Below are 26,033 nucleotides of genomic sequence, written 5' to 3'. Positions count from 1 at the left end.
GCGCGGCACGTCAGGCGCGGGCGGGGTCCGGTTCCCGGGCGTTGTGCGCGATGACGAGCACCCGTTCGGGATGCGGCTGCTGGCGCGCCCAGTCCAGGAGCGCGGTGAAGGCATCCGGCGCGGGGGCGGCCGTGGCCAGGAGCATGCGCGGCTGGTGTTCGAAGAACAGGTCCTCCGCTCCCAGGTTCTGGGACGCCCACGTGCGCCAGCCGGGCACCGCCTTCCCGGGCGCGGGCTGCAGGCCGGTGACGGTGTAACCACCGGCCATGAAGATGCGCGTCAGGCCCACCAGCGTCGCGCCCGTGCCGAAGCCGCACACCACGTGCCGCACCGTGGGGAAGCGCTCGCGCACCTGCGCGCGCAAGCCCGACGCCCACGCCTCCACGCACGCCACCAGGGCCCGGTTGGTGAGCTGCCGGGGCCAGCTCCAGCCCTCGCGCTCCAGGGACTGGGCCTGGTGGAACATGTCCGCCATCGAGTCCACCTGGCGCACCTGCCCCTGGAAGCCGTGGGCGCGCAGGTACACCGCCCCCGCCGCGTCCGTCAGGGCCACCGTGGGCAGGCCCCGCTCGCGCCCCAGGACGTCCAGCGCCAGCGCGCTCGACGCGCCGGACAGCTCCACCAGCCCGCGCGAGCCCGGCGGCATCGCGGCCAGGTAGCGTGCGAAGGTGAGGTACTTGAGGCTGCCGGACGGCTGCGCCCCACCCCACAGCACCACCGGCCCGCCCGCTTGCGGACGCGAAAGGGAAAACACTCCACGCATGGCCGCCCCCTGGCGCGCACTCGTATTCCGCGCCCGACACGCGCCGGAGTCTTCCGAAGGGCCCTCCCCGCGGCCATTGCCCCCGGGACGGGGCGGATGTCCTGCGTGGGACGGCGCAAGTCCCTGCAAGCACGTGGCGGGCGGTTATGCTCCGCGCCCATGTCTCAAGCCCCGCGCGTCCGCATCCTGCTGTCGGAGACGTACAACCCCTGGTTCAACCTCGCGACCGAGGACTGGATCTTCCGCGAGCTGGATCCCTCCACCCAAACGCTCTTCCTCTGGCGCAACGACAACACGGTCGTCATCGGCCGCAACCAGAACCCGTGGTCCGAGTGCAACCTCACGCGCATGGAGGAGGACAAGGTCTTCCTCGCGCGGCGCACCAGCGGCGGCGGCGCGGTGTTCCACGACCTGGGCAACACCTGCTTCACGTTCCTGTCCGCGAAGGAGGGCTACAACAAGACGGCGAACGTCACCATCCTGCTGGACGCGCTGTCGCGGCTGGGCGTCACGGCGCAGGCGTCCGGGCGCAACGACCTGGTGATTCCGCTGGAGGACGGCCCCCGGAAGATCAGCGGCAGCGCGTACCGCGAGACGAAGGACCGCGCCTTCCACCACGGCACGTTCCTCATCCACGCCAACCTGGCGCGGCTGGCCAACTACCTCACGCCGCACCCGAAGAAGCTGGAGTCCAAGGGCAGCGCGTCCGTGCGCTCGCGCGTGATGAACATCCGCGACCTCCAGCCGGAGGTCTCCCATGAGTCGCTGGTGAAGGCGATGATTGGCGCCTTCTGCGACTTCCACGGCGCCACCGCGGAGCCGGAGCTGCTGGAGCCCTCGTTCCTGGAGAACCAGCCGTCGCTCAAGCGCACGTTCGATCACTACGCGTCGTGGGACTGGCGCTTCGGCAACGCGCCCCGCTTCAGCCACCAGATGGTGGAGTACCTGTCGTGGGGCTTCTTCGAGGTCCACGTCGACGCGGAGAACGGACACGTCACCCGCGCGCAGGTCTTCTCGGACGCGCTCTACCCGGACCTCGTGCAGGACCTGCAGACGGCGCTCACCGGCAAGCCGCACAGCCGCGACGGGATGCAGCAGGCCGTCGCCGAGGTCCGCGCCCGTCACCCCTCGCAGGAGCGCGAGCTGGGAGAGCTGGAGACGTGGCTGATGGGCCAGGTCGAGGTCTGACCCGGCCCATCCGCCGTCACTTCACTCAGCGATGGCCACCACCGTGGCCACCGCCGCCGTTGCCACCCCAGCCGCCGCCGCCATTGCCACCGCCGCGGCTGGAGCCGTGAGACTCGCCACCGCTGGAACCGCGCGAGGAGGAGCCACCGCCGCGGCCGGAGCTGCCGCCCCCCCAACCGCCGCCGTGGCTGCTGGAGGACCCGCCGCCGGTCTGCTGGACGCGAACGGAGCCGCCACCCCAACCGCCACCGTTGCTGGACGAGGAGCGTCCCCCACCACCCGACGGCGGACGCGCGGGACTGCTGGAGCCACCACCGGACGACGGACGCCCGGGGTTCGAGCCGCCACTCCAACCGCCGCTGGACTGGTGCGCGCCACCGCGCGTGCCGTTCCCACCGGGAGGCGGGCTGCGCGTGCCACCCCAGCCGCCGCTGTTGCCGCCGTTGCCGTTGTTCGACGAGTGGACGCCGCCGCCCTGCGGACGGTAGGGCCCGGGACGGCTGTTGCCCCGTCCGCCGTTGGACGAGTAGCGCCCGGGCGACGCGTCATGCACGCGCGGGCTGTTGTACCGGTACGGCCCCGGGCGCGAGTAGTGGTAGCGCCCCGGGCGGTAGCGGTCGTGCCCGTAGCCGTAGTAGCGCCACGACACGCCCGGGTACCGGTACCACGAGCGCAGGAACACGTTCGGACGGCCGAAGGAGAACGAGATGTGCGCGTGGCGGTAGACCGGGACGACGACGCGCACCGAGCCGTTCCAGCCCCAGCCGCCACCCACGAACACCCAGGACGGGCCGCGGCGCACCCAGTGCGGCGACACGAACACCAGGCCCGGACGCGGCGGCTCCATCCACGAGCCGGAGATCCACTCGTAGCCGTTGGCGCCCCAGTACCAGTAGCCCGGCGCCCACGTGTAGCCCACGGACGGCGCAGGGGGCGGCGTCTCCACGCGCAAGGCCGGAGGCGCCTGGGTGGCCGTCACGTCCTCGCTGGCGACCTCCACGGGGATTTCGACCTCGGTGGAGCCCTCCTGGGCCCAGCCGCCGGACACCCAGCGCCAGACGTCGCCGTCCTGCGCCCAGTAGCCGTTGACGTACTGGTAGCCGGGCATGCGCTCCACCCAGCCGCCGGACTTGAACTGCCAGTTGTCGCCGTCCCAGTACCAGTGCCCGGACGTCCAGACCGCGCCGGCATAGGGCCGGGGGGTCGGTGACTCGGCGGGCAGGTCAGGGGGCGGAGAGGGCGCGATGGGCCCGGAATCCTCCGCGTTGGAATCCTGGACGTACGCGTCGTCGCCCCAGTCATCCGCGGCGACCGGCGAGGTCTGCGCGAACGCCCCCTGGGTCGCCAGGCCGACAATCAAACCCATCCACCATCGAGAACCCATGACTCCGTCTCCGATCTCCAGACACCCCAGGGGACGCGGGCTTCCCCCACTTTATTCACCCTGGAGGCTCCAGGCCCGCAAACCTGTCGACACTGCTACAGTCCCGCGGGACGCGAATGCTGCGCCGACTCCTCCCCACATTGGTCGCCCTGGGTTGCGGACTGCTGGCCCTGGGCTGGGGGCTGGTGAGCCTCCAGCGCATCTTCACCCAGGAGCGTGAGGACGCGCGCGCCCAGGTGCGCTCGCGGCGCATTGCCCTGGAGCAGCTGGCGGCCGAGTCGCTGCGCACCGCGCTCGCGCAGATGATGAAGACCCACCTGCCGAAGCTCAACTCGGCCGTGGGCGACCCGCTGCTGCCCGCCGAAGGCTACTACCTGCTCTTCCGCGGCCACCAGTTCCTGCCCCGCGTAGACTGGCCCCGGGAGGGCGCGGACGTCCCGGCCCAGGCCAACTACACGATGCTGGCGCACGCGCTGGACGACGGTCAGGCCCCCTCCCCCTATCAAGAACGGCTGGCCCGGCTGCGCGCGGCGGGGGCCGCCCTGGCCTCTGGCAGCGAGGCGCGCAAGGACGCGGCGGTGGAGTCCCTGCTGCGCTACCACGCGGCGCACCCGCTGCCCGCGGATCAGGAGCTGCCCTTCACGCTGCTGATGGTGGAGTACCTGCAACGCGGCGAGGGCACGCAGCCCCTCATCCGCGCGCTGGTGCGCGAAGGCCTTCCGGAGGAGCTGGGCGGCATGGCGCGGGACGCGGGGCTCCAGCGAAACCTGCTGCGCGCCCGGTCCCAGCTCACGCAGCCGGACTTCAACTTCCTCCAGGCGCGCATCGTGGCGCTGAGCCTCACCCTGTCGGAGCCGTTCGACGCCTTCGTGGCGCGCGTGCAGGAGGCCGGCGCGGGCGCGCTGGTGCTTCCGGAGCCGCTGGACGGTCCCACGCTGCTGGCCGAGCAGTGGTACGTGGAGCCCGCGGCCGAGCAGGTGCACGGGCTGGCCGTGGACATGGGCGCGCTCTTGTCGGAGCTGACGCAGGAGCTGCGCGGTCGCAACCTCATCCCCCGGGATGGCCAGGTGCGGCTGGGGCCCGGCGGCGTGGCGCGGCCCCTGAAGCACCCGGGGCTGGAGGTGGCCACGCCCGGCTGGGCCGCGGCGGAGGCGGACATCGAGGCGCGGTACGGCCTGAAGACGCTGCTCGTCGCGGCATGCGGCGCGCTCGCGTCGGCCATCGCGGCGCTGGCGGTGGTGGCCCAGCAGCGCAAGTACCGCTTCGTGGAGCTCAAGAGCGACTTCGTCTCCACCGTGTCCCACGAACTGCGCACGCCGCTCGCGTCCATCCGCCTGCTGGGGGAGACGCTGGAGCGCCGGCTGGGCAAGAGCCCGGAGGCGGGGGACTACCCCACCCGCATCGTGCGCGCGGCGGAGGGGCTGCACTTCCTGGTGGAGAACATCCTGTCGTTCAACCGCATCGACAAGGGGCGCTGGGCGCTCAGGCCCGCGCGCGTGCGGCTGGAGGAGGCGGTGGGCAACCTGCGCCACGACCTGATGGACGCCGTCACCGTGCCGGTGGAGCTGAGCTCGGACGTGGGGGACGTGGAACTGGACGCGGACGCGTCGCTCGTGCGGATGCTCTTCGCCAACCTGGGCCGCAACGCCTGTCTCTACAACCTGCGAAGCCCGGTGGTCCTCACGGTGCGCGCCTATCCGCAGCCGGGCTTTGGCGCCACGGTGCTCATCAGCGACAACGGGGTGGGCATCCCCCCGGAGGAATGGGAGCGCGTGTTCCAGGACTTCTACCGTCTGACAACCCCCGGGCCGGAGGTGCATGGAAGTGGCCTGGGGCTGGCGCTGTGCCGCAGAATCATGGGCCTGCACCAGGGCAGCATCCAGGTGGCCTCCTCCAGCCCCGAAGGCACGACCTTCGCCCTGACCTTTCCCGAGACGCGCCGATGACGACGCAGACGCCAGGCTCCACCACCCGCCCCACCATCCTCATCGTCGAGGACGACGCCAACCTGCGCACGGGCCTGCGCGACAACCTGCGCGACGAGGGCTACGACGTGACGGACGCCCCGTCCGCGAAGGACGCGGCGCCGCACCTGGCGTCGCGGGCGTTCGACCTGCTCATCCTGGACGTGATGCTGCCGGGCGAGGACGGCTACAGCTTCTGCCGCCGCCTGCGCGCGGAGGGCGTGAAGAGCATGGTGCTGATGCTCACCGCGCGCTCGCTGGAGGACGACCTGGTACGCGGCTTCGAGGCCGGCGCGCAGGACTACCTCACCAAGCCCTACCGGCTGCGCGAGCTGCTCGCGCGCGTGCAGGCGCTGGTGCGCCGGGCGGGCACGGCGCCGCCGCAGGTGGTGACCTTTGGCGCCTTCACGCTGGACCTGGGCCGCCGCGCGGTGCTGCGCGCGGACGGCAGTGAAGTGGACCTGACGCGCACGGAGTTCGACCTGCTGGCGTTCCTCCTGCGCCACCGCGACCGCGCCCTGCCCCGCGGCGAAATCCTGGACGCGGTGTGGGGCCGGGACGTCGTGGTGGATCCGCGCACGGTGGACAACTTCGTGTCGAACCTGAAGAAGAAGCTCGGGTGGACGAGCACGTCCGGCTTCACCATCCACACGCTGCGCGGCGTGGGCTACCGCATGGAGGTCCTGAGCGGCGGCCCGTCATGACAAAATCATGACCGACACATGGAGCCCTGACGGCCTTTCGACTGGCGGGACTTCGTACCTTGCATCTTGTGGGGACGGGACGCCTGGAGCGTCCGCCCCGAACAGGAGGCGGGTCAGATGTTTGAGTCGGTCATCGAACGGCGGGGAGTGCGCTCGGGACGGTTCGGCACGGGCGCGTGGGTGTCCATCGGCGTGCACGCGGGGCTCCTGGGTCTGGTGTTCTTCATCTCCGGCCGCCCGCCCGAGACCGTCGAACAGCCGCTCAAGGACATCGTCTTCCATCAGCCCACCATCCAACTGGGGACGAAGCAGGCCGCGCAGCCGAAGCCGGCCACGACCCCCGCACCGAAGCCGAAGCCCAAGCCGCGCACGGACCGCATCCCGCTGAACCCGACGCCGCTGCCCGCGGATCCGCCGGAGGCGACGCCGGAGCCGGCGACGATCGCGGACGCGGCGGCCACCACCGACGCGACGGGGACGGGCGAGTCCGGTCCTGTCGGGGACCCGAACGGGGATCCGAACAGCACCAGCCCCATCGGCGCCATCGGCGTGGCGGGCCTCGTGCCGACCGCGCCCACGGGCACGGACGTGCTGCCCTTCCAGGGCGGGATGACGCCCCCGAAGATGCTCAGCGGCTCGCAGTTCAGCTACACGGACGAGGCGCGGCGCGCGGGCGTGGAGGGGATGCTCATCGCGAAGTGCGTCATCACCACGGAGGGCCGGGTGCGCGACTGCCGCATCATCCGCGGCCTGCCGTTCATGGATGACGCGGTGCTGGACGCGCTCTACTCGCGGACGTATCAGCCGCTGACCTTCCAGGGCCGTGCGGTGAACGTGTCGTACACGTTCAACATCAAGCTGAAGATGCCCCGGTAGCAGGGGCAGGTGTCCGCCAGTGGAAGCGGCCGGACGCCTGTCTCCCCCTCGGGTGGGGAAAAGAATCGCGGCGGGAGTGCGGGCCCGTTAGGAAACTCCCGTCGCGCCTGGCCATGTGCGCGATACCGGCACCGGAAGGAGCGGGTCTCCCCCGGCCCGCTCCCGGTGCCGGTCCTTTCACTCGAGCCATGGCGGACACCTGGTACGACGCGGTGGTGGTGGGTGCGGGCTTCGGTGGCCTGGGTACGGCGCTGGAGTTGTGCCGCCGGGGCGCCCGGGTGGCGCTGTGCGAAGGGCTCAACTACCCGGGCGGCTGCGCGAGCACCTTCCGGCGCGGGGGCTACGCCTTCGAGTCCGGCGCCACGCTGTTCTCCGGCTTCGGTGAGCATCAGCTCTTCGGCCGGTGGATCCGCGAGCATGCGCTGGACGTGACGGTGGACTGGTTGGATCCCCTGGTGGAGCTGAGAGCCCCGGGGATGCGGTTGCCGGTGCACCGCGACCGCGACCGGCTCATCGAGGAGTTCTGTGCGCTGCCTGGAGCGCCCGTGCGGGGCGTGCGGCGCTTCTTCGAATTGCAGGCACAGGTGGCCGGTGCGCTGTGGCCTCTGTTCGATGACCCGGACCTGCTGCCGCCGTTGAACCTGAAGACGCTGATGCGGCACGCGGGGCGCGCGTGGTCCTACGCGCCGCTGGCGCGGTGGCTGGGCCGCCCGCTGGGCGCGGTGCTCGCGCATCACGGGCTGGAGGGCTTCACGCCGCTGCGCACGTACCTGGATGCGCTCTGTCAGATCACCGTGCAGTGCCCCGCGGCGGAAGCCGAGGCGCCGTTCGCGTTCGCGGCGATGGACTACTACTGGCGCGGCACGGGCCATGTCCGGGGCGGCATCGGCCGGCTGGCGACGGCGCTGACGAAGGCCATCTCCGCCCGGGGCGGTGACGTGTTCATGGCGAACCGGGTGCGCGCGGTGACGCCGGTGGACGGAGGCTGGCGGGTGACGGCGCGCAGGGGTGAGCTGCTCGCCCGGCATGTGGTGGCCAACGTGTTGCCTCAAGGGCTGCGCACGCTGCTGGAGGTTCCGGTGGGCCAGCTGCCCCGGGTGGATGCGCTCGCGGAGCGCGTGGACGACGGCTGGGGCGCGGCGATGCTCTACTTCGTCGTGCGGCCTCCCGAGGGCGACTCCGGCGGCGCGCATCACTTCGAGCTGGTTCGCGACGAGCAGGCTCCCTTCATCGAAGGCAACCACCTCTTCGCGTCAATCAGTGGGGCCGCGGATGAAGGCCGCGCACGGCCGGGACAGCGCACGGTGACGGTGTCCACGCACGTGCCCTTGAAGAAGGTCGCGGGCATGACGCCGGAAGAACAGGCGCCCTGGTTCGCCGGGCTCCATGCACGGATGCGCGAGAACCTGGACGCGCTGCTCCCGGAGTGGATGGCCAACGTGGTGCACGCCATGACGGGCTCGCCACGCACGTTCCAACGCTTCACGTTGCGAGAGGCCGGCGCGGTGGGCGGCGTGCCCCGGCGCGCGGGGCTGGACAACTACCGCATCCTGGGACCGTTCCAGGCGCAGCGCGGCGTGTGGTTGGTGGGGGACTCCGTGTTCCCCGGCCAGAGCACCTTGGCCACCGCCGTGGGTGGCGTGCGCACCGCCGCGAGCATCGCCGCGGTGCGCTGAAGCGCGGCCGAAGCCTGTGCGTGTACCGCGAGCGCGCGGGTCGCCGGCCGGTCCCACGCCGGGTCTCGCACGGCGTCTGGCCGGCCCCTGCCAGCCCGACGAGGTTCAGTGCCTTTTGCGAACGCCTGGCCGTGGCCACACCTTGAGAGGGAACGTGCCTGCACGGTGGCCCCCTACGAACGGAGTCTCGCAGGCCTTGCGCGGGCGGTGACGTGGTGAGGAAGAACACCCAATCGCTGTGGCGGATGACGCCGCTCGCGCTCGCCCTCACGGGCCTGGCGGCTGGCGGCGTCCTTTATGTGGCGCATGCCGGCGACGCGGCTCGCTGGGCGTGGGCCGCCGCCACCGCGATCGTCCTGCTTCCCACGCTCGGCTCCGTCATCAAGGGACTCTTGCGGCGAGAGACAGGCGTCGACCTCATCGCGGTCCTGGCAATGGTGGGCGCGCTGGCCCTCGGCGAGTACCTTGCGGGCGCCATCATCTCCGTGATGCTCACGGGCGGAGCGGCGCTTGAGCGCTTCGCGGTCGCGCGAGCCCGCCGTGAGCTCTCGGCTCTTCTCCAACGGGCGCCGCGTGTCGCGCACCGGCGCTCCGGTGCTGACATCGTGGACGTGGACGTCGCCGAGGTCGCACTCGGCGATGTCCTCGTCATCAAGCCCGGTGAGGTTGTCCCGGCCAATGGCATCCTCCGCGGCGGAGGCGCCGTACTCGACGAGTCCGCCCTCACGGGCGAAGCGAGGCCGGTGCAGATCAACGCCGACACGCCCGTCCGCAGCGGTGGCACGAACGCGGGGGGCCCGTTCGAGCTGCGCGTCACCGCCTCGGCGGCCGAGAGCACGTATGCGGGCATCATTCGCCTGGTCAAGGCGGCCGAGGAGTCGAAGGCGCCGTTCATCCGGCTCGCGGACCGCTACGCGCTCGGGTTCCTCGGACTCACGCTCTGCCTGTCTGCCTTCGCTTGGTTCGCGTCAGGCAGTCCGACCCGCGCGCTCGCGGTGCTCGTCGTCGCGACCCCGTGCCCGCTCATCCTGGCCGCGCCGGCGGCGATCGTCGCCGGAGTATCACGCGCGGCGAAGCACGGCATCATCGTCAAGGGCGGCGGCCCGCTCGAGACCCTCGCGCGCACCCAGGTGCTGCTGCTCGACAAGACGGGGACGGTCACGTCGGCGAGGCCGCAGGTGGTCGCGGTTGAAACGTTCGGGCGCATGTCGTCGGACGACGTCGTCCGGCACGCGGCGTCCGTCGAGCAGGTCTCGGTGCACCCTTTCGCACCCGCCATCCTCACGGAGGCGCACAGCCGGAGCGTCGAGCTCAGCTTCCCCAACGACGTTCGCGAACAGATGGGCACGGGCATCGCGGGGACCGTCGACGGCCGGCGCGTCGCGGTGGGCCAACTCGCCTTCGCCGCTCCGGACACGCCACGCACGCCGGAGCTGCGGTCTCTCGAGATGCGGACGGCGGTCGAAGGCTCATCGAGCGTCTACGTCTCCGTCGACGGCTCGCTCGCTGGCGCCTTCCTGATGCAGGACCCGATTCGCCCGGAAGCCCCCCGCGCGCTGCGCTCGCTCCGGGCCGAGGGCGTCCGGCGCATCCACATGGTGACAGGCGACCATCCCGACGTCGCCGAGCTCGTCGGCGACGCACTGGGCATTGATCGCGTGTTCGCCGAGCGGACTCCCGAGGAGAAGGTCGAGGTCATCAAGCTCGTCCGGGCCGAGGGCGTCACGGCGATGGTCGGCGACGGCATCAACGACGCACCGGCACTGGCGCTCGCCGACATCGGCATCGCGATGGGCGCGCGCGGCGCGACGGCCGCCTCCGAAGCAGCTGACGTCGTGCTCACCGCGGACCGGCTCGAGGGGCTTCTTCTGGCGACGCGGATCTCGCAGCGCACCCGGCGCATCGCTCTGGAAAGCGTCTTCGTCGGGATGGGGCTTTCGCTCGTGGCGATGGTCTTCGCCACGGCGGGCTACATCACCCCGGTCGCGGGAGCCATTCTACAGGAAGGCATCGACGTGCTCGTCATCCTGAACGCGCTGCGCGCCCTGGGCGGCGGAAGGCTCGTCGCGCCCAGGCGCGCGGAGGCCAAGGGACTCGCGCAGGAGCTCGCCGCCGCTCATCGCGCGCTGCGCCCTCAAGTCAGCGAACTCGCGGCCCTGGCGGCACGCCTCGATTCGCTGAAGCCGCCGGATGCACGCGCCCAGCTCGAGCGTGTCCGCGAGATGCTCGAGAAGAAGCTCTTGCCGCACGAGCGCGAGGAGCAGCAGGCGGCCTACCCCCTGCTCGGGAAGATGCTCAAGGACGAGGACCCCACCGGCCCCCTCATCCAGACACACCACGAGATCCATCGGCTCACGCGTCTCTTCGGCAGACTCGTCGCACAGCTTCCCTCCGAGGGCCCCCGCGCGGAGGAACTGCGAGATCTCCGCCGGGCCCTCTACGGCCTGCACGCGATCCTCACGCTCCACTTCGCGCAGGAGGAGGAGCTGTACAGCCTCTTCGAGGCATGACGCGATGGATACGCAGAAGCTCAGGCAGGGCCACGACCCCAGGATCGTCGCTCTGCGCGGGGACTCTCCGGAAACCGGGCAGACTGGGGCCAGGTGTCTTCAACCTCCAGGGAGAACACCCGCGGTCAGGCCACTCCCGACACCATGGGGGCGGTAGAAGTCCGCGCCTCCGCGAGGATGCGCACCGACTCCACGGCGGCGTCCTCCGGCCGGACGCTGGTGTCTGAGATTCCGGCGATGAGCCGGGTGCGGTCGTGGTCCACCGCGCCCGGCTTCGCCCAGGTGTCCGCGTCCGGCGCGGTGAGGTACGAGGAGAACGCGTGGTGCCCGGAGCCAGGGCGCTCGCCAATCACATGCACCAGGGCGCGCGGACGCGGGTCCCCTTCCGCGCCGAACAGCAGGTGGCCCACCTGGTAGCCCGCGCGCACCCGGCCGTGCTTCACCACCAGCACCTCCGGCGCCACCCTCCAGCCGGTCGCCTCCAGCTCCGCGCGCAGCCGCGTCAGGAACGGCGCCAGGTGGCCCTCGTCCATCAGCGACCGGGGGTCCAGCCCGTCCGACACGACCACCTGCGCGTCGTACCGGCCCGCGTGCCGCTCGCGCAGCGCGCGCACCGCCGCCTCCGAGGCCTCGTCCAGTGACTCGCCGGACGGCGGGTGCAGGATGTAGTCGCGCCGGTCCAGGGAGCGCGTCTTGAGCCGCGCCGCGCCCGGGATGGACTCCACGGCCGCGTCGGACAGCTCCGACCACAGCCCCACCTTGCCGTCGTCGTAGAGGCCGCGCACCTCCCGCTCCAGCGCGGGCTCCAACGTCCAGGGTGTCTCGCCGTGCCCCACCGCCAGCGGCACGCCCCGGGCGCGCACCTCCGCCATCTTCGCTTCCGCCTCCGCGCGCAGCTCCGCGTCCGTCCGCGTGTCGCCCTTGGCCCGGCGGTAGTGCACGTAGACGTGGGCCGGGTCGCCGAAGTGCCTCGTGGGCCGGCCATCGGCGTTGATGACGCCCAGGCTCTGGAAGAAGGCCCACATCCGGTCGTCCACCTTCAGGCCGTACCGCTCGCGCAGCCGCACGTGGTCCTGGAAGGACGTGGTGAGATAGCTGAGCATCGGATCATTCCGCGTGGGCAGCGCCATCAGGTACGCGGGCCCGGCCTCCGCGAGCTGCTCCTGGCACCAGCCCAGGTCATCCAGCGTGACGTCCATGTGCAGCGTGGAGCACACGTCCAGGCCCAGCGTGAGGCCGTGCAGCTTGCCCATCACGATGTCTTCCAGGCAGCAGCGAACCAGCTGCTCGCGCGTGCGGAAGACCTCCGGGCCAATGAAGCCCGCCACGTCGTTGACGTGCACCCACGGCGCCGCTTCCCGCCCCGCGCCCGCTTGCGCCAGGGCCACCCGGCGCTTCAGGGCCCGCGCGAAGCCGTACTTGCGCGACTCGTGGATGAGCATGTCCGTGCCGAAGTGGTGCCCGTTCGTCGCGTCCGCGCCCTGCCCCGTCTCGAAGTACAGGCCCCACTTGCCGGTGCGCGCCGCCGCGTGCGCCACCATCTTCTCCAGCGTCACGTCGAAGGTGCGGTTGGCCGCCTCGCTCCCTCCCAGGCTCTGGAACCAGATGCCCGTGGTGCCCGGCCGCATCGCCTCCACCTGCGCCTGCACATCGATGTGCGAGAGCACGCAGTGGGGCATCACCTCCTCCAACCCGAACGTCACCAGCACGTCGTGCAGCGCGGACTCCACCGCGGCCACCGACGCGACGTCGGAGGACACCGGGTTGGTCCCCAGCACCACGTCGCCCACCGCGAAGGACCACCCGTTGAACACCTGCCAGCGGATGTCCTCCGGATGATCCGTGGGGGAGTTGGGCTGCAAGCGCGCGCTCAGGTAGCCCTTCGCCCCCACGCGGCTGCCCGGCAATGGATGGAAGATGCGCCCACCGACGGTCTTCAGCTCCGCGTCGTCCATCAGCTTCACGACGCACGCGATGACGTCACTGGGCAGTCCGTCCAGGACGTCATGCACCTGGGACTCCGGCGCGGTGAGGAGGAAGCCCTTGAGCCGTCCCAGCGTCCAGTCCGCCACGCGCTTCCAGCGCGCCGGGGCCCACGCCTCCAGGTTGAAGACATACAGCCGGTCCTCGAAGGGAGGATGCGCGTGCAGATCATCCAGCCGCGTGCGCGACAACAGGGTCCGCGCGTTGCGCCGCGACTCCTCATCCGCCGCCGCGACGCCGATGGCCTCGTCGCCTTCCTTGAATGCGTTCGCCGCGCCCAGCACCTGCTGATACAGGCGCGCGTCGAAGCCGCCGCTCAGGCGTTGCACGTAATCCAATACGTCTTCATGGGGGAGGACGTCGGGGATGCGGACGTTCATGGGGCCATCAGCTTTAACCGGCGGCCCCGCCGCGCCACCATCCCCCGAGGGCCGTGTCACCTGCGTGACGCCCGGACGCCTGCCCCCCGCGATGCTTGGTGTTGCAATCGTTAGCGCGCTGAAGCTCAGCCACCGTCCTTGCCAGGAACGCAGCCCGCTGGGGGCTTCCAGGTGAGCAGCGCGTCCACTCGCGCGTCCTGGACCTTGGACACGCCCTCCGGTGCGTCGATGCGGTTGACGCCGGGCTCGCGCGTGAAGTCGAGCTCCCGGACCGGGACAGGCAATGCCGGGCAGCCCTCCTGGAACGTGGTTTCGGCTTCGGTCATGAGGACGTTCGCGTGGTCCTCCCCCGGAGCCCATGAATAGGGAAACGTGAAACGACCCGACAGGAGCTCCGCGCCTCCGGGAGGGAACCAGTTCCAGCTCAGCCTCGTCTGCGCCGTGGAGCCGCCGAAGACGCCACCGGCGACCCCGCCCAGGCTCCCGTCATCGGTCGCGGGCCACTCGACGCGGAGGCCCTTCGGCACCGGCACGCGCACGGCCTCCACCTGCACCCGGTCCTTCACCTCCGGCTCCATCAACAGCATCCACATCAGCTCGCGAAGCCGCTCCGGTGACACGCGCCCCACCCGCACACCGGACTGCCGCGCGGCGTCCGTGGCCGCTCCGTCCACCTTGCCGTCGGACTTCAACGCCAGGTTGGAGCAGCTGCTCGAGCGGTACGTGGTCCCCGTCGCCAGGTGGTAGGCGTCGAGCTGATCACAGAAGGCGTAATGCCCCCGCCTGCCCCGGATCACCAGCCAGCCATCCATTGGCGCGCGGATGCGTCCCAGCGGCAGCACCGTCTGGACATTCCGCGCCTTCGGGCTGAGCGCCAGGCATGCTCGCCACGTCTTGTAGCGACGGAGGGATGGCTGCTTCCGGGCCTCCTTCATGCAGTCCGGCGGAGGCGGCTCATCCTCGTCGAACGTGCCGGGACGGCGGTTCTCCGGACGGAAGGCCTTCTCCGCCCGCGCGCGCCAGGGCTCGGTCTCCGCGCCGCAGTCACCGGCCTTCACGGGGCACAGCAGGGACGCCAGCCGATGCTTCGGTGCTGCCTCGCGCGCCAGCACGTCGCGAAGGTCTGGAGGAATCACGACGGTCTGCGCTCCGGCACGGCCCAGCTCCAGTTGGGACGTGAAGTACGCCTTGCCCCCGTCGCGCCACCACGTCTTCAACGCGAGCGCGGGTACGGGGTGCTCCTCGTCCCACGTCAGCGGCTCCCGTGACTCTTCTTCGCGTGCGATGCCGAAGCAGCGGTGGCTCAGCAGGAGCATGACTCCCGCCCGCGCCTCCTCCACCTCACCGTCCTCCGGAAGCGCCTCCATCCGAGCATCGAACGCGGACAGCTCCTCCCGCGCGGCCTTCCAATCGGCGGAGTCCGGCGTACACGGGACGATGCGCTTCGCCTGCGAGGGCGCGGCAGCCAACAGCCAACCCAGCCCGAACGACGCGATGAAAGACACGGACATGCCCGCCATGGCAGCCGCTCCCGGGCTCGGACGTCAAGTCGCGTGGCGGCGCACTACTCGCCGAGCAGGGCCGACCAGAAGCGCACCATCTTCAGCGCCTCCATCGCGCTGGCCTGCCGGTCCATCTCCGCGTGGGTGATGAGCGGCGTGGGCCGCAGGTGCACCTGCGTGTGCGGCTCCAGCGCTCGCGCCAGCAGCGTGGATTCGATGGCGGGGATGACGGAGTCGTCCGTCCCGTGCAGCAGGTACACCGGCGCTCGCGGCGCGGGAGAGCGCTCCGGCGACAGCGACGTGTCTCCGGCGAAGTCCTTCACGAAGGGCAGCAGCCGGGGCCCCAGCGCGGCCACGTCGCGCGTGTTCACCTGGTGCAGCAGCGTGGCGGCGGGCTCCGGCAGCGTGGCCTCCATCGCGCGTGCCTCCGCGAACGCGGCCTCGGCCTGCTTCGAGTCCACGAGCGTCAGGTGCGACGCGTGCATGAACTTCAGGACGCCCTCGCGCAGGGCCGCCACCTGCTCGGGCGGCACCAGCCGGTCCGCGACGTTCAGCAGGATGACCACCACGCCGTAGTCGTGCGGCTTGCGGTGCACCCCATCCGCCTGCACGCCCGTGCACAGGAAGGACAGCACGCGCGACAGGTCGCCGTGCCCTCCGAAGGACAGCACCGCGGCCACCTTGTCGCGCAGCGCGGGCCGGCCCGCCGCGACGACGGACAATCCTCCGGAGAAGCTGATGCCGAAGAGGTCCACCTTCCCCTCCCCCGCCAGCCCTCCTGGCCCCAGCGCCCACAGGGCCGTGTCCTCGATGTCGTCCGTCAGGCACGGCGTGATTTCGTAGCGCAGCAGGTCCGGCGGCTCCGGCGTGAGCACCGGATGTCCGCCCATCGCCAGGTCCTCCGCCAGCCGTACCAGCCGGGGCTCGTCGATGCCCGCCGCGTGCACGCCCGACGTGAGCACGATGAGCCGGCCCCTGCGCCGGTCCGGATGGTAGAGCCGCCCGCGCATCGGCCCGTGACGCGTGGGGATGCTCAGGTCCGCGACGCTGAAGGCCCCGGTGCCGTAGCTGCTGGCCAGGGCAGTGGCCGTGGTGCCGTGGATCCCCGCCGCGCGCAGCACGAAGGACAGCCCTCGCAGTTCGGGCGGCAGCAGGAAGAAGACAGCGGCCAACACGGCCGCCAGCACGGCCCCCAGCGTCCAGCGCGTCCGGTGCTTCATTGCATCAGGGTTTCGACGAAGGTGCACAGCTGGTCGCGCTCGAAGGGCTTCTCCAGCAGCTCGCGCGCGCGGCGGCCCACGAACTCACGGGCCTGCGGGTTCACCCCGCCCGTCATCAGGCCGGTGCGCGGCGCCAGCTCCGGCGCCAGCCGCTCCAGCTCCACCAGGAAGTCCATGCCGCTCATGCCCGGCATCATGAGGTCGCAGAGGATGGCGTCGAACTTCTCACCGTGCGACAGGCGCTTCAGGGCCTCGCGCGCGTCCTGGATGACGTGCACTTCGTAGAGGTTGCGCAAGAGCCGGCTCACCGCGCTGCCCACCGCCGGCTCGTCGTCGATGAGCAGCAACCGGCGCAGGTCGCGCGTCGCGCGCACCGGCTGCGAGGGCCCCTCCGCCACGGCCGGGGTGGCCTGCGCGGGCCGGGCGGCTTCGGGCGGCAACGTGAGCGCCGGCAGCTCCACGCGGAAGAGGCTGCCCTGCCCCTCTTCGCTGGCCACCTCGATGTGGCCCCCCATCGCGTGCACCAGCGTGAGGCAGATGGACAGGCCCAGGCCCGTGCCGCCCTTGGGCGAGCGCGTGGTGAAGAACGGATCGAAGATGCGCTGGCGCACCTCCGCGGGCATCCCGTGCCCGTTGTCCTCCACCTCGATGAGCACGTGGCCCTCGCGGCCCGGACGCACGCGCAGCTTGAGCAGGTTCTCCTCCGGGGCCCGATCGCCGAAGGCCTGGAGCGCGTTGGTCAGCAGGCCCGTGACGACCTGCGCCAGCCGGCCTTCGTTGCCATGCACCGCGGCCACCGGCTCCAGGTCGCACGCCATGCACGCGCGGTGCTGGAGTTCGTCGCGCATCAGCTTGACCGCGTTCTCCACCGCGCGCCGCACGTCCACCGGCCCGTGCTGCTCCTCCTCCGTGCGCGAGAACGTCCGCAGGTCGCGCACGATGGAGCGCACCCGCCCCGCCCCCTCCAGCGCCTCCGCCACCACCTGCCGCAGTTCCTCCAATTGCTCGGTCGGCACCGGAAGCACCGGCTGCGCCACGCGCTCCCAGAGGTAGGCCAGGTTGGAGGTCACATACGAGAGCGGGTTGTTGATTTCATGCGCGACGCCCGCGGCCAGCGTTCCCACGGACGTCATCCGCTCCGCCAGCCGCCGCTGCGTCTCCAGGCGGGATTGCTCGGTGACGTCGCGCACCAGCCCCACGAGGAAGCGCTCTCCGTTGGGCAGCATGTACGCGGCCCGCTGCGTGAGCACCTCGCGCGAGCGGCCCCTGGCGTCGGTGAAGGAGCCCTCGTCCTCCACGGTCTGCCCGGTGGTGAAGGCGCGCTCGTCCTGGCGCCACGACGCCTCCGCCTCGTGCTGCGGCACCTGTACCGAGGTGACCGTGCCCCGCAGCGCTTCAGCGGGTTGATCCAGCAGGCGGCAGTAGGCGCTGTTCACCGCCACGAGTCGATGCTCGCGGTCCTTGATGAACAGCGGCTCCGGCACCGCGTCCAGCGCGCCCTGGAACATGTCGCGGGCCCGCCGGAGCGCCTGCGCGTCCCCATCCGAGGATCTGCGCCGCAGCGCCACGAGCCTCGCCCCCCAGCGCGTACCGGGCGGCGCCACGCACTCGTCCGCGCCCGCAGCCACCAGCGCCTCCGCCTCGTCTCCCTCGCGCTTCGTCAGCACGACCAGCCAGGTCCGGGTCTGCAGCCGGCGCGCGTGCGCCCACTGGCAACGCGCCTTCACGGCCTCCAGCGGACCGCCGTGGTCCCAGAGAACGAGGAGCCCTTCGGGCAGCGGCTCCGGCGGGGACTCCACGCGGATCACCCGGCACGCACGCCCTTCGGCCGTGGCGCAAAGGTCGCGCTCCACGTCCTGGGCCACCGGGGCTGGGACCGCCACCAGCATTGCGTGCACCGCGTCGCTCCTCGCGCTCCGCAGGATCATTTTTCCCGCGTCGCCCGACCGCATTGCAGCCTTGACCGCGCCAACCCGTCAACGCGGGGCCGCGGGGACTGCCCGTAGCCCATTTCCGGGTCGGGTGGGACTCAGAATTGCAGTGAACCGCGCGCGATGACGCGGGGGCCTACCTTGCAGGAAGGTAGGAGCGAGCAACCCTCGCAATGCCGCGGCAGCGTCTTCGCCGGGCAGGCGCCACTCATACCGTAGTGGCACAAAGCAAAGTCGTAGCGGACGGGGTCCACGGGATCGAGCGCCCGCAGCGACGCCGTCACCTCCTCGGCGGTCCGCCAGGTCAGGTCCGTACGCTGCGTCAGTCCCAGGTGGAGCGCCATGCGTCCGATGTGCGTGTCCAATGGAACCAGCAGTGCGGACGCGGGCACCTGCTTCCAGATGCCGAAGTCCACCGCGTCAGGTCCGCGCACCATCCACCGCAGGTACAGGTTGAGGCGCTTCGCCGCACCCGGCCCCAGCGGCGAGGGCAGCAGGTGATGCAGTCCCCGCTCCGGCCCCATGGCCTTGCGGAGCGCCTCCATGGGCACGTCCCGCAGCGCGGCGGTGAAGGCCGCTATCGCCCCGTGCAGCGTGCCGCTCGCCTTGAAGCCCCGCACGAACAGGGCCTCCAGGCTGCCGTGCTCGCGCAGCGCGCGGCCCATGCCCAGCAGCAGCACCGCGAGGTCGGTGCCCACGTTGAAGCGGTACACGAAGCCCGTGAGCAGCGCCTTCGCGCCCTTCACGTCCAGCGCGCGCACGAAGGCCGCGGGCGACGGCCCCATCTGCTTCAGGAGCGCGTCCACCTTCGGGCGGAAGAGGTCCGCGCGCCCGTAGGCCAGCGCCGCCGCGAGCAGCGCGCTGACCTCCACGTCGCGGGGATCCGTGTAGCGGTGGGGGAACTCCACCGGGTCGAACCCGATGCGCGCCTTCGGGTCCGTGGAGGCCAGGAAGGCATCCAGGCGGGGGCGCAGGAGGTCGGCCGCCTGGGTGCTCAAGCCGGTGTGCGCGACGCGGCGTTTCTTCATCACGCGTCCAGTGCTAACGCGTGAGCTCGCGCACCGCGTGGCCGAGTTCCGGGAGGATGAGCGCGTCCAGCGCCAGCTTCACGGCCTGCGGCGAGCCCGGCAGCGCGAAGAGGATCATCCCCTGGTACGTGCCCGCCGTGGCGCGCGACATCATCGCGGGGCTGCCGATGCGCTGGAACGACAGCATCCGGAACAGCTCGCCGAAGCCGGGCAGCTCCTTCTCGAAGAGCGCGCGCAGCGTCTCCACCGTGCAGTCGCGCCGGCCAATGCCCGTGCCGCCCGTGAAGAGCACCGCGCGGGCCCCCGCCGCCTGCGCCTGCGCGAGCGCGCCCCGGATGGCCTCCGGATCATCCTTCACCACCGTGTGCCCGGCGACGGTGTGGCCCGCGGCGGCCAGGCCCTCGCGCAGGTCCTTCCCGCTGCCGTCGTGCGCTTCGTCCCGGCTGTCCGAGCACGTCACCACGTACGCGCTGACATGCACCGGCGCGCGCGACTTGTGCTCCGCCGCCACCGGGGAGCCCTCGTGCGAGTGCCCGTGGTCGTGGTCGTGCGGGTGGTGGTGGTCATGACCGTGGTCGTGCGAATGGCCGTGGTCGTGCGAATGGCCGTGGTGGTGATGGCCGTGGCCATGACCGTGGTCATGGTCGTGATCGTGTCCGTCGTGTCCCATGGTGGACGCTCCTGAAGGCGGAAGGCTCAAACGTCGGGCAGGTCGACGACGAGCGTTCCGTCCTCGACCGTGAGCTGCACCGTCGGCTGGTCATCACAGACGCCGGGCGAAGTCGCGTTCTTCCCCGAGTCCATGTCGAAGCCGACCTCATGGCACGGGCACACGACCATGTTGTCCTCGAGGCGTCCGCCCGACAGCAGACATCCGGCGTGGTTGCACCAGTCATCGAGGCCCTTGTAACGGCCGTGGATCTTCGCGATGCAGACGTTTCGCTTGCCGATTTCGTAACCCCGCATCTCCCTCTCGGCGAAGTCCGCGGGGCCCAGCTTGATCTTCGTCATTGCGTTCCTTTTCCCACAACCCGTCCGGGCCTGCACCCCCGTTCCCCCGGCATTAATTTCCCGACCGTGACTCCCGACGTGACACCCTCCACCGCCGTGCTCACCGACAAGGCGGCCGTTGCCCAGCTCCTCCGGGACATGTCCCTCCTGCTCCAGCTCCAGGGGCAGAGCGGCTTCCGCGTCCGCGCCTACGACATCGCCGCGGACCGCATCGCGAACCTGCCGCAGGACCTGGGCGCCATCGTCACCGAGGGCCGCCTGCAGGAGCTCCAGGGCATCGGCCCGGGGCTTGCCGAGAAGCTCACCGAGCTGGTGACGACCGGCCGCATGACGGCGTTCGAGGAGCTGAAGGCCCAGTTCCCCGCCGGCCTGCTGGAGCTGATGAAGCTGCCGGACGTGGGCCCGAAGAAGGTGGCCGCCCTGTGGAGCGAGCTCCAGGTGGGCAGCGTCGAGGACCTGGAGCGCGCCTGCAAGGACGGCCGCGTGAGGGAGCTCAAGGGTTTTGGCGCCAAGAGCGAGGCGAAGCTCCTGGACGGCATCGCCGTGTACCGGCGAGCCAAGGGCGAGCGGAAGCTCCTGGGTGAAGCGCTCCCCATCGCGGAAGGACTGCTTGAGCTGATCCGGCATGCCCCGGGCGTGGTGCGCGCCAGCCTGGGCGGCAGCGTGCGCCGTCGCGCGGAGACCGTGGGTGACGTGGACATCATCGCGTCCGCGAAGGAGGCGGGGCCGGTGCTGGACGCGCTCGCGAACGCGCCGGGCGTGGCCACGGTGATTGGCAAGGGCGACAGCAAGTGCTCCGTGCGCATGGTGCAGGGCGACCTCCAGGTGGACCTGCGCGTGCTGCCGGACGAGGACTTCGCCACCGCGCTGCACCACTTCACCGGCTCCAAGGCGCACCACATCCGGCTGCGCAACCTGGGCCACGAGAAGGGCCTCAAGATTTCGGAGTGGGGCGCGCACCGCGAGGACGGCACCAAGGTCCCCGTCCCTGACGAGGCGACGCTGTACCGGCTGCTGGGCATGCAGGAGGTGCCCCCGGAGCTGCGCGAGGACAACGGCGAGGTGGAGGCCGCCCGGGCCGGGAAGCTGCCGGAGGACCTGGTGACCCTGGAGGACGTGCAGGGCGCGGTGCACGCGCACAGCACCTGGTCCGACGGCCGCAACACGCTGGAGGAGATGGCGCGCGCGGCCCAGGCGCTGGGACTCAAGTACCTCACCATCACCGAGCACAGCGAGGCGGCCATCCACGCGGGCGGCCTCAAGGTGGACGACCTCAAGCGGCAGTGGGAGGAGATCGACCGCGTGAACGCGGCGGTGCCCGGCATGCGGCTGCTCAAGGGCATCGAGGTGGACATCCTGGAGTCGGGCGCGCTGGACTACGCGGACAGCGTGCTGGAGCAGCTGGAGGTCGTCATCGCGTCCATCCACGTGCGCCACTCCATGGACGAGGACCAGATGACGCGCCGGGTGCTGGCCGCGCTGGACAACCCGCACCTGCACATCCTGGGACACCCCACCGGCCGCCTCATCCAGAGCCGCGAGCCGTACGCGCTGCGCATGGAGGAGGTGCTGGAGCGCGCCCGGGAGCGCGGCGTGGCCGTGGAGATCAACGGCAAGCCGGCGCGCCTGGACATCAAGTCCGAGTACGTGCGGCAGGCCGTGGGGCGCGGGGTGAAGCTGGTGGTGAGCTGCGACGCGCACCGCCAGGAGGACCTGAAGAACCTGGCCTTCGCGGTGGCCACGGCGCGCCGCGGCTGGGCGAGGAAGCAGGACATCCTCAACACCCGGTCCGCGGAGAGCTTCCTCGCCGCCCTGCGGGAGCGCTGATAGGCTTCCGGGCGCGAAGATGTTCCGCCCGTTCCTCCTCGTCCCCGCCCTCCTCTGGCTCCTCCTGGCCCTGCCCTCGCGGGCCGGCGCGGAGGCCCGTCCGTCGCGCGCCGACCTCCAGCGCGTGCTGGACCTGCACGCCCGCTCGTCCGTGCGCGTGCGCGGTCCCCAGAACGCGGGCCCCGGCATCATCGTGGGCGCGGACGGCCAGGTGCTCACCGCCGTGTGCCACGTGGGCCCCGACTCCGCCCAGGTGGTGCACGCGGGCAACGCGCTGACGGCGCGCGTGGTGCTCTCCAGCGCGGCGCTCCAGGTCGCGGTGGTGGCGGGCCCCCAGGGCACGTGGCCCGCGGTGCCGGTGCGGCTGGTGCCGGAGGGGCTCGCGGGCCACTGGGTGGTGGGGGTCATGCCCGCGCGCAAGAAGGGGCAGCGGGACACGCCCAGGGCCGCGGTGGCGAAGGCCGCTCCCGCGCCGTTCTTCGACGTGGACCTCACGCTCGCGCCGGGCAGCCCGCTGTACGACGGAGACGGGCGGCTGGTGGGCGTCGTCGTCGAGCGCCGGGGCCGCGGCGCCCGCGCCCTGCCCCTGTCCGCGGTGAAGGCGGAGCTCGCCTCGGCGGACGCGCCATGAGCCGGCCTTCGGGGCCACCGTTCAAGCTGAGCGCGGTGCAGGAGGCGATGGGCCTCTGGGCGCTGGGCTTCCTGGGCATCATCGCGGCGTTCCTCATTGCCGGGGGCACCAGCGTGCCCAAGCTGGTGGCCACGGTGGGCTTCCTCTACCTGCCGCTCATCCCCATGCGCTGGCGCGACGAGGACTACCGCGACTACGGCCTCACCCTGCGCGCGTGGAAGCAGGACCTGCGGCTGTTCCTGGTGATGTGCGCCATCGTGGGGCCGCTGTTCTTCGCGGGCTTCGCCGCCTTCGTGCAGGTGGTGCCGCACCTGCCGCCCGAGTTCGCGCGCCACCTGACGCCCATCATCGGCGAGGGCCACTTCCAGCCGCGCCTGCCCCCGCGCTTCGGCGAGTGGGTGATTGATCAGCTCTTCGTCGTGGCCCTGCCGGAGGAGTTCTTCTACCGGGGCTACCTCCAGTCCCGCCTGCGCGACGCCTGGCCCCAGGGGCGCGTGGTGCTGGGCGCCCGGCTGGGGCGCGCCTTCTGGGTGACGGCGCTGCTCTTCGCGCTGGGCCACCTGGCCATCTTCCAGACGTGGCGGCTGGCGGTGTTCTTCCCGGCCCTCCTCTTCGGCTGGATGCGCGAGCGCACCGGCACCCTCGTCGGCTGCTCGCTCTTCCACGCCGCCTGCAACCTCTACGTGCGCTTCCTGGAGGTCTCCTTCTTCGGCGGCCCGTAGCGACCCGCTCAGGCCGGCGGCAGGTGCTGGACCTGGAGGTCCGCGCCCACCGTCAGCGTCGTGCCCTGCGGCAGCTCCACCCAGCCCTGCGTGCGCGTCACGTGGCTGGCCACCACCACCGTGCGGCGGCGGCGGTGCGCGCCCACCTCCGGATGCGTCTCCGGCGTCGCGGGAGTCACTCCGCAGTGGGCGCACTCCGCGCTGCCCTCCAGCCGCGTGTAGTACAGCGGGGCCTCGCCCCGGCGGGTGGCGGCCAGCACGGCGCCATTGGTGGCCACCATGTTGAGCGGGGGCATGCGCCGCTGCCCGGCCTGCACGAACGCGGCCTCGACCTCGCGCACCGTGTCGCGCAGCACGCGGCCGGCGACAGAGGGCTCCAGGCGCGGATCATCCGTGCGGCCCAGCTCCCGCAGGCGCGTGAGGAACAGGGCGAAGAGGACCTCGCTGTCGGTGGGGCCGCGCACCAGCCGCTGGAGGTGCTCCGGCACGCGCGACAGCAGCGGGGCGCGCAGGGGCTCGAAGTCCGGCAGCGGGCCCTGGTGGGCGAACAACCAGTGGCGGGCCCGGAAGGGCTGGGTGTTGTCCTCGGGCGACAGGCCGAGCGGCAGCCGGTTCGCGTGGAAGAGCACCGCCTCCGATTCGTGGGGCGGCCCCAGGTCGTCCAGCGTGAGGTCCCGGTCGGGCGCCAGGCGACGCAGGAGGACCTCTTCCTGGGCATAGGAGCCCACCCCCAGGGCATTGGCGCGAGCGTCCGGGCGGAGGACGACCTGCCCGGCCAGCCGGTGCAGCTCGCACCGGAGGAGGTTGGGGTCCGACGACAGGGCAGCAAGGATGGCGGACATGGTGATTCCCCCCTTCTTCCCTAGGGATAAGGTCCATGGGACCGGGGTTCAGCGCCGCGAACCCGCTCCCCTGCTCTGGCGCTAAGCCCTTGAAATGGCTGGCATTTGATCAGTCATTGAATTGACACCCCGGAGCATGGAGCCTAACCTCCGGGCGCTTCCCGACGGCCCTCTCCCCCGAGGGATCGGGGTGCAGGTCTTCACCGGAGACGGAATGGCGGACGACATCGCAATCGGCATCGACCTGGGCACGTCGTACTCATGCGTGTCGGTCGTCCATGAAGGCCAGCCCATGGTCATCCCCAACGAGTGGGGCGAGACGACGCATGCCTCGTGCGTGTCCTTCCTGGAGGAAGGGTCCGTGCTGGTGGGCAACGCGGCGAAGAAGAACATCATCACCAGCCCCGAGAACACGGTGTACTCGGCCAAGCGGCTCATCGGCCGGTACTACTTCTCCGACGAGGTGAAGAAGGCGCAGGCGGTGATGCCCTACCGCATCGTCGAGGGCGACAACAACGCGGTGCGCATCGGCGTGCGGGAGCGCAGCTATTCGCTGCCGGAGATCTCCGCGCTGGTGCTCAAGGAGATGAAGGCCGTCGCGGAGACGTTCCTGGGCCGCGAGGTGCACAAGGCGGTCATCACCGTCCCCGCGTACTTCAACGACAACCAGCGACAGGCGACGAAGGACGCGGGCCGCATCGCGGGGCTGGAGGTGCTTCGCATCCTCAACGAGCCCACGGCGGCGGCGCTGGCGTACGGCTTCGGCCGGGACGTCAACCAGCGCGTCGTCGTCTACGACCTGGGCGGCGGCACGTTCGACGTGTCCATCCTGGAGATCGGCAAGGACGTCTTCGAGGTGCTGGCCACGGCCGGTGACACGTACCTGGGCGGCGACGACTTCGACGACCGCATCATGACGTGGATGGCGGACGACTTCCTCAACCGCACGCGGCTGGACCTGCGGCAGAACAAGTACTGCCTGCAGATGCTGAAGGACGCGGCGGAGAAGGCGAAGATCGACGTGGGCCAGAACGGCACCGCGGACATCCTCTGCCAGGGCATCTGCCAGGACGCCAACGGCAACGTGATGGACCTGCGCAACACGCTCAACCAGGACCAGTTCAACCGGATGGTGATGGACCTGGTGCAGCGCACGTTCAAGGTCTGCGACGAGGCGCTCCAGAGCGCGCGGCTGACGGCGGCGGACATCGACGCGGTCATCCTGGTAGGCGGGCCCACGCGGCTGCCCATCATCCGCAACTCGGTGAAGCACTACTTCCAGAAGGAGCCGATGGAGGGCATCAACCCGGATCAGGTCGTGGCCATGGGCGCCGCGCTCCAGTCGCACGCGCTCCTGGACAGCAAGACGGAGACGTTCCTGGTGGACGTCACACCGCTGACGCTGCGGATTGGAACCGTGGGCGGGTACACGGAGAAGATCATCGACAAGAACACGCCGGTGCCCATCGACCGGTCGAAGACCTTCACCACCAGCCGCGACGGGCAGGAGAAGGTGAAGATCCGCGTGTACCAGGGTGAGTCCAACCGCGCCGAGGAGTGCGAGATGCTGGGCGAGTTCGAGTTCTCGGGCTTCCGCATCGGGTATCGCGGCGAGGTGAAGATCGAAGTGACGTTCGAGATCAACACGGACGGTCTGGTGAACGTGTCCGCGTGCGACGTGGAGACGGGCCAGAAGACGTCCACGACGATCACGTTGTCGTCCGGCATGACGGAGGCGGACATCCAGCAGTCGATCCAGTCGAACCGCAACACGCGGCTCGCCGGCCACAACAGCAGCGACCTGCCCGCCGTGGCCAACTAGGCACCGCCGATGTCCGAGCCTTCCGATCCGAACTCTGGCGCGCCGCCAGGGCCCCCCGCGCCCCCGGCC

20 protein-coding genes are annotated in these 26,033 nt (G+C 71.1%); 10 read left to right on the top strand and 10 right to left on the bottom strand.

Annotated elements, in window-relative coordinates:
* Positions 1–10: 10 nt before the first annotated feature.
* The gene (locus tag D7V80_RS13880) at positions 11–763 is read right to left on the bottom strand and encodes a pyridoxal-phosphate dependent enzyme (protein WP_120588610.1); all 753 of its coding nucleotides are present in this window, start codon (positions 761–763) and stop codon (positions 11–13) included.
* Positions 764–922: 159 nt separating this feature from the next.
* Between D7V80_RS13880 and D7V80_RS13875 the strand changes: the two genes are divergently transcribed.
* Positions 923–1,951, top strand: coding sequence for a lipoate--protein ligase (locus D7V80_RS13875; protein ID WP_120588609.1), 1,029 nt, complete (start codon positions 923–925; stop codon positions 1,949–1,951).
* 25 nt (positions 1,952–1,976) lie between these two features.
* On the opposite strand, the gene D7V80_RS43640 is transcribed toward D7V80_RS13875, so the two are convergent.
* Entirely contained in the window at positions 1,977–3,335 is a 1,359-nt protein-coding gene (locus D7V80_RS43640) for a hypothetical protein (protein ID WP_304987572.1), read from the bottom strand.
* 116 nt (positions 3,336–3,451) lie between these two features.
* On the opposite strand from D7V80_RS43640, the gene D7V80_RS13865 reads away from it, so the two are divergent.
* The 5 genes from D7V80_RS13865 to D7V80_RS13845 all read left to right on the top strand — a co-directional run bounded on the left by D7V80_RS13865 (position 3,452) and on the right by D7V80_RS13845 (position 11,065).
* Positions 3,452–5,281 carry a HAMP domain-containing sensor histidine kinase gene (locus D7V80_RS13865; protein WP_120588608.1) on the top strand — a complete coding sequence of 610 codons (1,830 nt, stop codon included), beginning with the start codon at positions 3,452–3,454 and terminating at the stop codon, positions 5,279–5,281.
* Positions 5,278–6,003, top strand: coding sequence for a response regulator transcription factor (locus D7V80_RS13860; protein WP_120588607.1), 726 nt, complete (start codon positions 5,278–5,280; stop codon positions 6,001–6,003). Before D7V80_RS13865 ends, D7V80_RS13860 begins: the two co-directional genes overlap by 4 nt.
* 117 nt (positions 6,004–6,120) lie before the next feature.
* A complete protein-coding gene (locus D7V80_RS13855) occupies positions 6,121–6,879 on the top strand; it encodes an energy transducer TonB (RefSeq protein ID WP_120588606.1) in 759 nt (252 codons plus the stop codon).
* A gap of 188 nt (positions 6,880–7,067) precedes the next feature.
* Complete coding sequence (locus D7V80_RS13850) at positions 7,068–8,555, top strand: NAD(P)/FAD-dependent oxidoreductase (protein ID WP_120588605.1); 1,488 nt, start codon at positions 7,068–7,070, stop codon at positions 8,553–8,555.
* A gap of 215 nt (positions 8,556–8,770) precedes the next feature.
* A complete protein-coding gene (locus D7V80_RS13845; RefSeq protein WP_233585327.1) occupies positions 8,771–11,065 on the top strand; it encodes a heavy metal translocating P-type ATPase in 2,295 nt (764 codons plus the stop codon).
* Between the two features lie 125 nt (positions 11,066–11,190).
* On the opposite strand, the gene eutB is transcribed toward D7V80_RS13845, so the two are convergent.
* The 7 genes from eutB to D7V80_RS13810 form a co-directional block, all read right to left on the bottom strand.
* Positions 11,191–13,428 (bottom strand): ethanolamine ammonia-lyase subunit EutB, encoded by a 2,238-nt coding sequence (eutB, locus tag D7V80_RS13840; protein ID WP_120588603.1) that lies wholly within the window; start codon positions 13,426–13,428, stop codon positions 11,191–11,193.
* Positions 13,429–13,553: 125 nt separating this feature from the next.
* Positions 13,554–14,948, bottom strand: coding sequence for a hypothetical protein (locus D7V80_RS13835; RefSeq protein WP_120588602.1), 1,395 nt, complete (start codon positions 14,946–14,948; stop codon positions 13,554–13,556).
* Positions 14,949–14,992: 44 nt separating this feature from the next.
* The gene (locus D7V80_RS13830) at positions 14,993–16,150 is read right to left on the bottom strand and encodes a dienelactone hydrolase family protein (protein ID WP_120588601.1); all 1,158 of its coding nucleotides are present in this window, start codon (positions 16,148–16,150) and stop codon (positions 14,993–14,995) included.
* Positions 16,147–18,102, bottom strand: coding sequence for an ATP-binding protein (locus D7V80_RS13825; protein ID WP_120588600.1), 1,956 nt, complete (start codon positions 18,100–18,102; stop codon positions 16,147–16,149). Before D7V80_RS13825 ends, D7V80_RS13830 begins: the two co-directional genes overlap by 4 nt.
* Before the next feature lie 77 nt (positions 18,103–18,179).
* A complete protein-coding gene (locus tag D7V80_RS13820) occupies positions 18,180–19,109 on the bottom strand; it encodes a TIGR02757 family protein (RefSeq protein ID WP_199738612.1) in 930 nt (309 codons plus the stop codon).
* A gap of 13 nt (positions 19,110–19,122) precedes the next feature.
* Positions 19,123–19,590: a molybdenum cofactor biosynthesis protein B gene (locus D7V80_RS13815; protein WP_043323766.1), complete on the bottom strand. Its 468-nt coding sequence runs from the start codon at positions 19,588–19,590 to the stop codon at positions 19,123–19,125.
* Positions 19,591–19,805: 215 nt separating this feature from the next.
* Positions 19,806–20,120 (bottom strand): Rieske 2Fe-2S domain-containing protein, encoded by a 315-nt coding sequence (locus D7V80_RS13810; RefSeq protein WP_014398081.1) that lies wholly within the window; start codon positions 20,118–20,120, stop codon positions 19,806–19,808.
* A 66-nt stretch (positions 20,121–20,186) separates the two neighbouring features.
* Here D7V80_RS13810 and polX point away from each other — a divergent pair, with 66 nt between their 5' ends.
* The 3 genes from polX to mrtX are packed head-to-tail and all read left to right on the top strand — an operon-like array spanning position 20,187 to position 23,300.
* A complete protein-coding gene (gene polX / locus D7V80_RS13805) occupies positions 20,187–21,947 on the top strand; it encodes a DNA polymerase/3'-5' exonuclease PolX (protein ID WP_120588598.1) in 1,761 nt (586 codons plus the stop codon).
* A 19-nt stretch (positions 21,948–21,966) separates the two neighbouring features.
* On the top strand, positions 21,967–22,578 hold the full coding sequence (locus D7V80_RS13800; protein WP_014398083.1) for a serine protease: 612 nt from the start codon (positions 21,967–21,969) through the stop codon (positions 22,576–22,578).
* Positions 22,575–23,300, top strand: coding sequence for a myxosortase MrtX (gene mrtX, locus D7V80_RS13795; protein ID WP_014398084.1), 726 nt, complete (start codon positions 22,575–22,577; stop codon positions 23,298–23,300). The genes D7V80_RS13800 and mrtX overlap by 4 nt, the downstream gene beginning before the upstream one ends.
* Before the next feature lie 8 nt (positions 23,301–23,308).
* On the opposite strand, the gene D7V80_RS13790 is transcribed toward mrtX, so the two are convergent.
* The gene (locus D7V80_RS13790) at positions 23,309–24,142 is read right to left on the bottom strand and encodes a class II glutamine amidotransferase (protein WP_120588597.1); all 834 of its coding nucleotides are present in this window, start codon (positions 24,140–24,142) and stop codon (positions 23,309–23,311) included.
* Positions 24,143–24,356: 214 nt separating this feature from the next.
* Here D7V80_RS13790 and dnaK point away from each other — a divergent pair, with 214 nt between their 5' ends.
* On the top strand, positions 24,357–25,964 hold the full coding sequence (gene dnaK, locus D7V80_RS13785) for a molecular chaperone DnaK (protein ID WP_120588629.1): 1,608 nt from the start codon (positions 24,357–24,359) through the stop codon (positions 25,962–25,964).
* The last annotated feature ends 69 nt before the right edge of the window (positions 25,965–26,033 follow it).

The organism is Corallococcus sp. CA054B (assembly GCF_003611625.1).
In the GTDB taxonomy this organism is placed as follows: Bacteria; Myxococcota; Myxococcia; order Myxococcales; family Myxococcaceae; genus Corallococcus; species Corallococcus coralloides.
The sequence above is the reverse complement of the archived record's forward strand: the minus strand, read 5'-3'. Positions and strand labels throughout refer to the sequence as shown.

Excerpts from the sequence above, each read along its gene's own strand:
- D7V80_RS13860 (WP_120588607.1), top strand. The coding sequence starts at position 5,278 with ATGACGACGCAGACGCCAGGCTCCACCACCCGCCCCACCATCCTCATC.
- D7V80_RS13850 (WP_120588605.1), top strand. The coding sequence starts at position 7,068 with ATGGCGGACACCTGGTACGACGCGGTGGTGGTGGGTGCGGGCTTCGGT.
- D7V80_RS13825 (WP_120588600.1), bottom strand. The coding sequence starts at position 18,102 with ATGCGGTCGGGCGACGCGGGAAAAATGATCCTGCGGAGCGCGAGGAGC.
- D7V80_RS13865 (WP_120588608.1), top strand. The coding sequence starts at position 3,452 with ATGCTGCGCCGACTCCTCCCCACATTGGTCGCCCTGGGTTGCGGACTG.
- D7V80_RS13835 (WP_120588602.1), bottom strand. The coding sequence starts at position 14,948 with ATGGCGGGCATGTCCGTGTCTTTCATCGCGTCGTTCGGGCTGGGTTGG.
- D7V80_RS13830 (WP_120588601.1), bottom strand. The coding sequence starts at position 16,150 with ATGAAGCACCGGACGCGCTGGACGCTGGGGGCCGTGCTGGCGGCCGTG.
- eutB (WP_120588603.1), bottom strand. The coding sequence starts at position 13,428 with ATGAACGTCCGCATCCCCGACGTCCTCCCCCATGAAGACGTATTGGAT.
- D7V80_RS13800 (WP_014398083.1), top strand. The coding sequence starts at position 21,967 with ATGTTCCGCCCGTTCCTCCTCGTCCCCGCCCTCCTCTGGCTCCTCCTG.
- D7V80_RS13810 (WP_014398081.1), bottom strand. The coding sequence starts at position 20,120 with ATGACGAAGATCAAGCTGGGCCCCGCGGACTTCGCCGAGAGGGAGATG.
- D7V80_RS43640 (WP_304987572.1), bottom strand. The coding sequence starts at position 3,335 with ATGGGTTCTCGATGGTGGATGGGTTTGATTGTCGGCCTGGCGACCCAG.
- D7V80_RS13820 (WP_199738612.1), bottom strand. The coding sequence starts at position 19,109 with ATGAAGAAACGCCGCGTCGCGCACACCGGCTTGAGCACCCAGGCGGCC.
- D7V80_RS13790 (WP_120588597.1), bottom strand. The coding sequence starts at position 24,142 with ATGTCCGCCATCCTTGCTGCCCTGTCGTCGGACCCCAACCTCCTCCGG.
- mrtX (WP_014398084.1), top strand. The coding sequence starts at position 22,575 with ATGAGCCGGCCTTCGGGGCCACCGTTCAAGCTGAGCGCGGTGCAGGAG.
- dnaK (WP_120588629.1), top strand. The coding sequence starts at position 24,357 with ATGGCGGACGACATCGCAATCGGCATCGACCTGGGCACGTCGTACTCA.
- D7V80_RS13875 (WP_120588609.1), top strand. The coding sequence starts at position 923 with ATGTCTCAAGCCCCGCGCGTCCGCATCCTGCTGTCGGAGACGTACAAC.
- D7V80_RS13855 (WP_120588606.1), top strand. The coding sequence starts at position 6,121 with ATGTTTGAGTCGGTCATCGAACGGCGGGGAGTGCGCTCGGGACGGTTC.
- D7V80_RS13880 (WP_120588610.1), bottom strand. The coding sequence starts at position 763 with ATGCGTGGAGTGTTTTCCCTTTCGCGTCCGCAAGCGGGCGGGCCGGTG.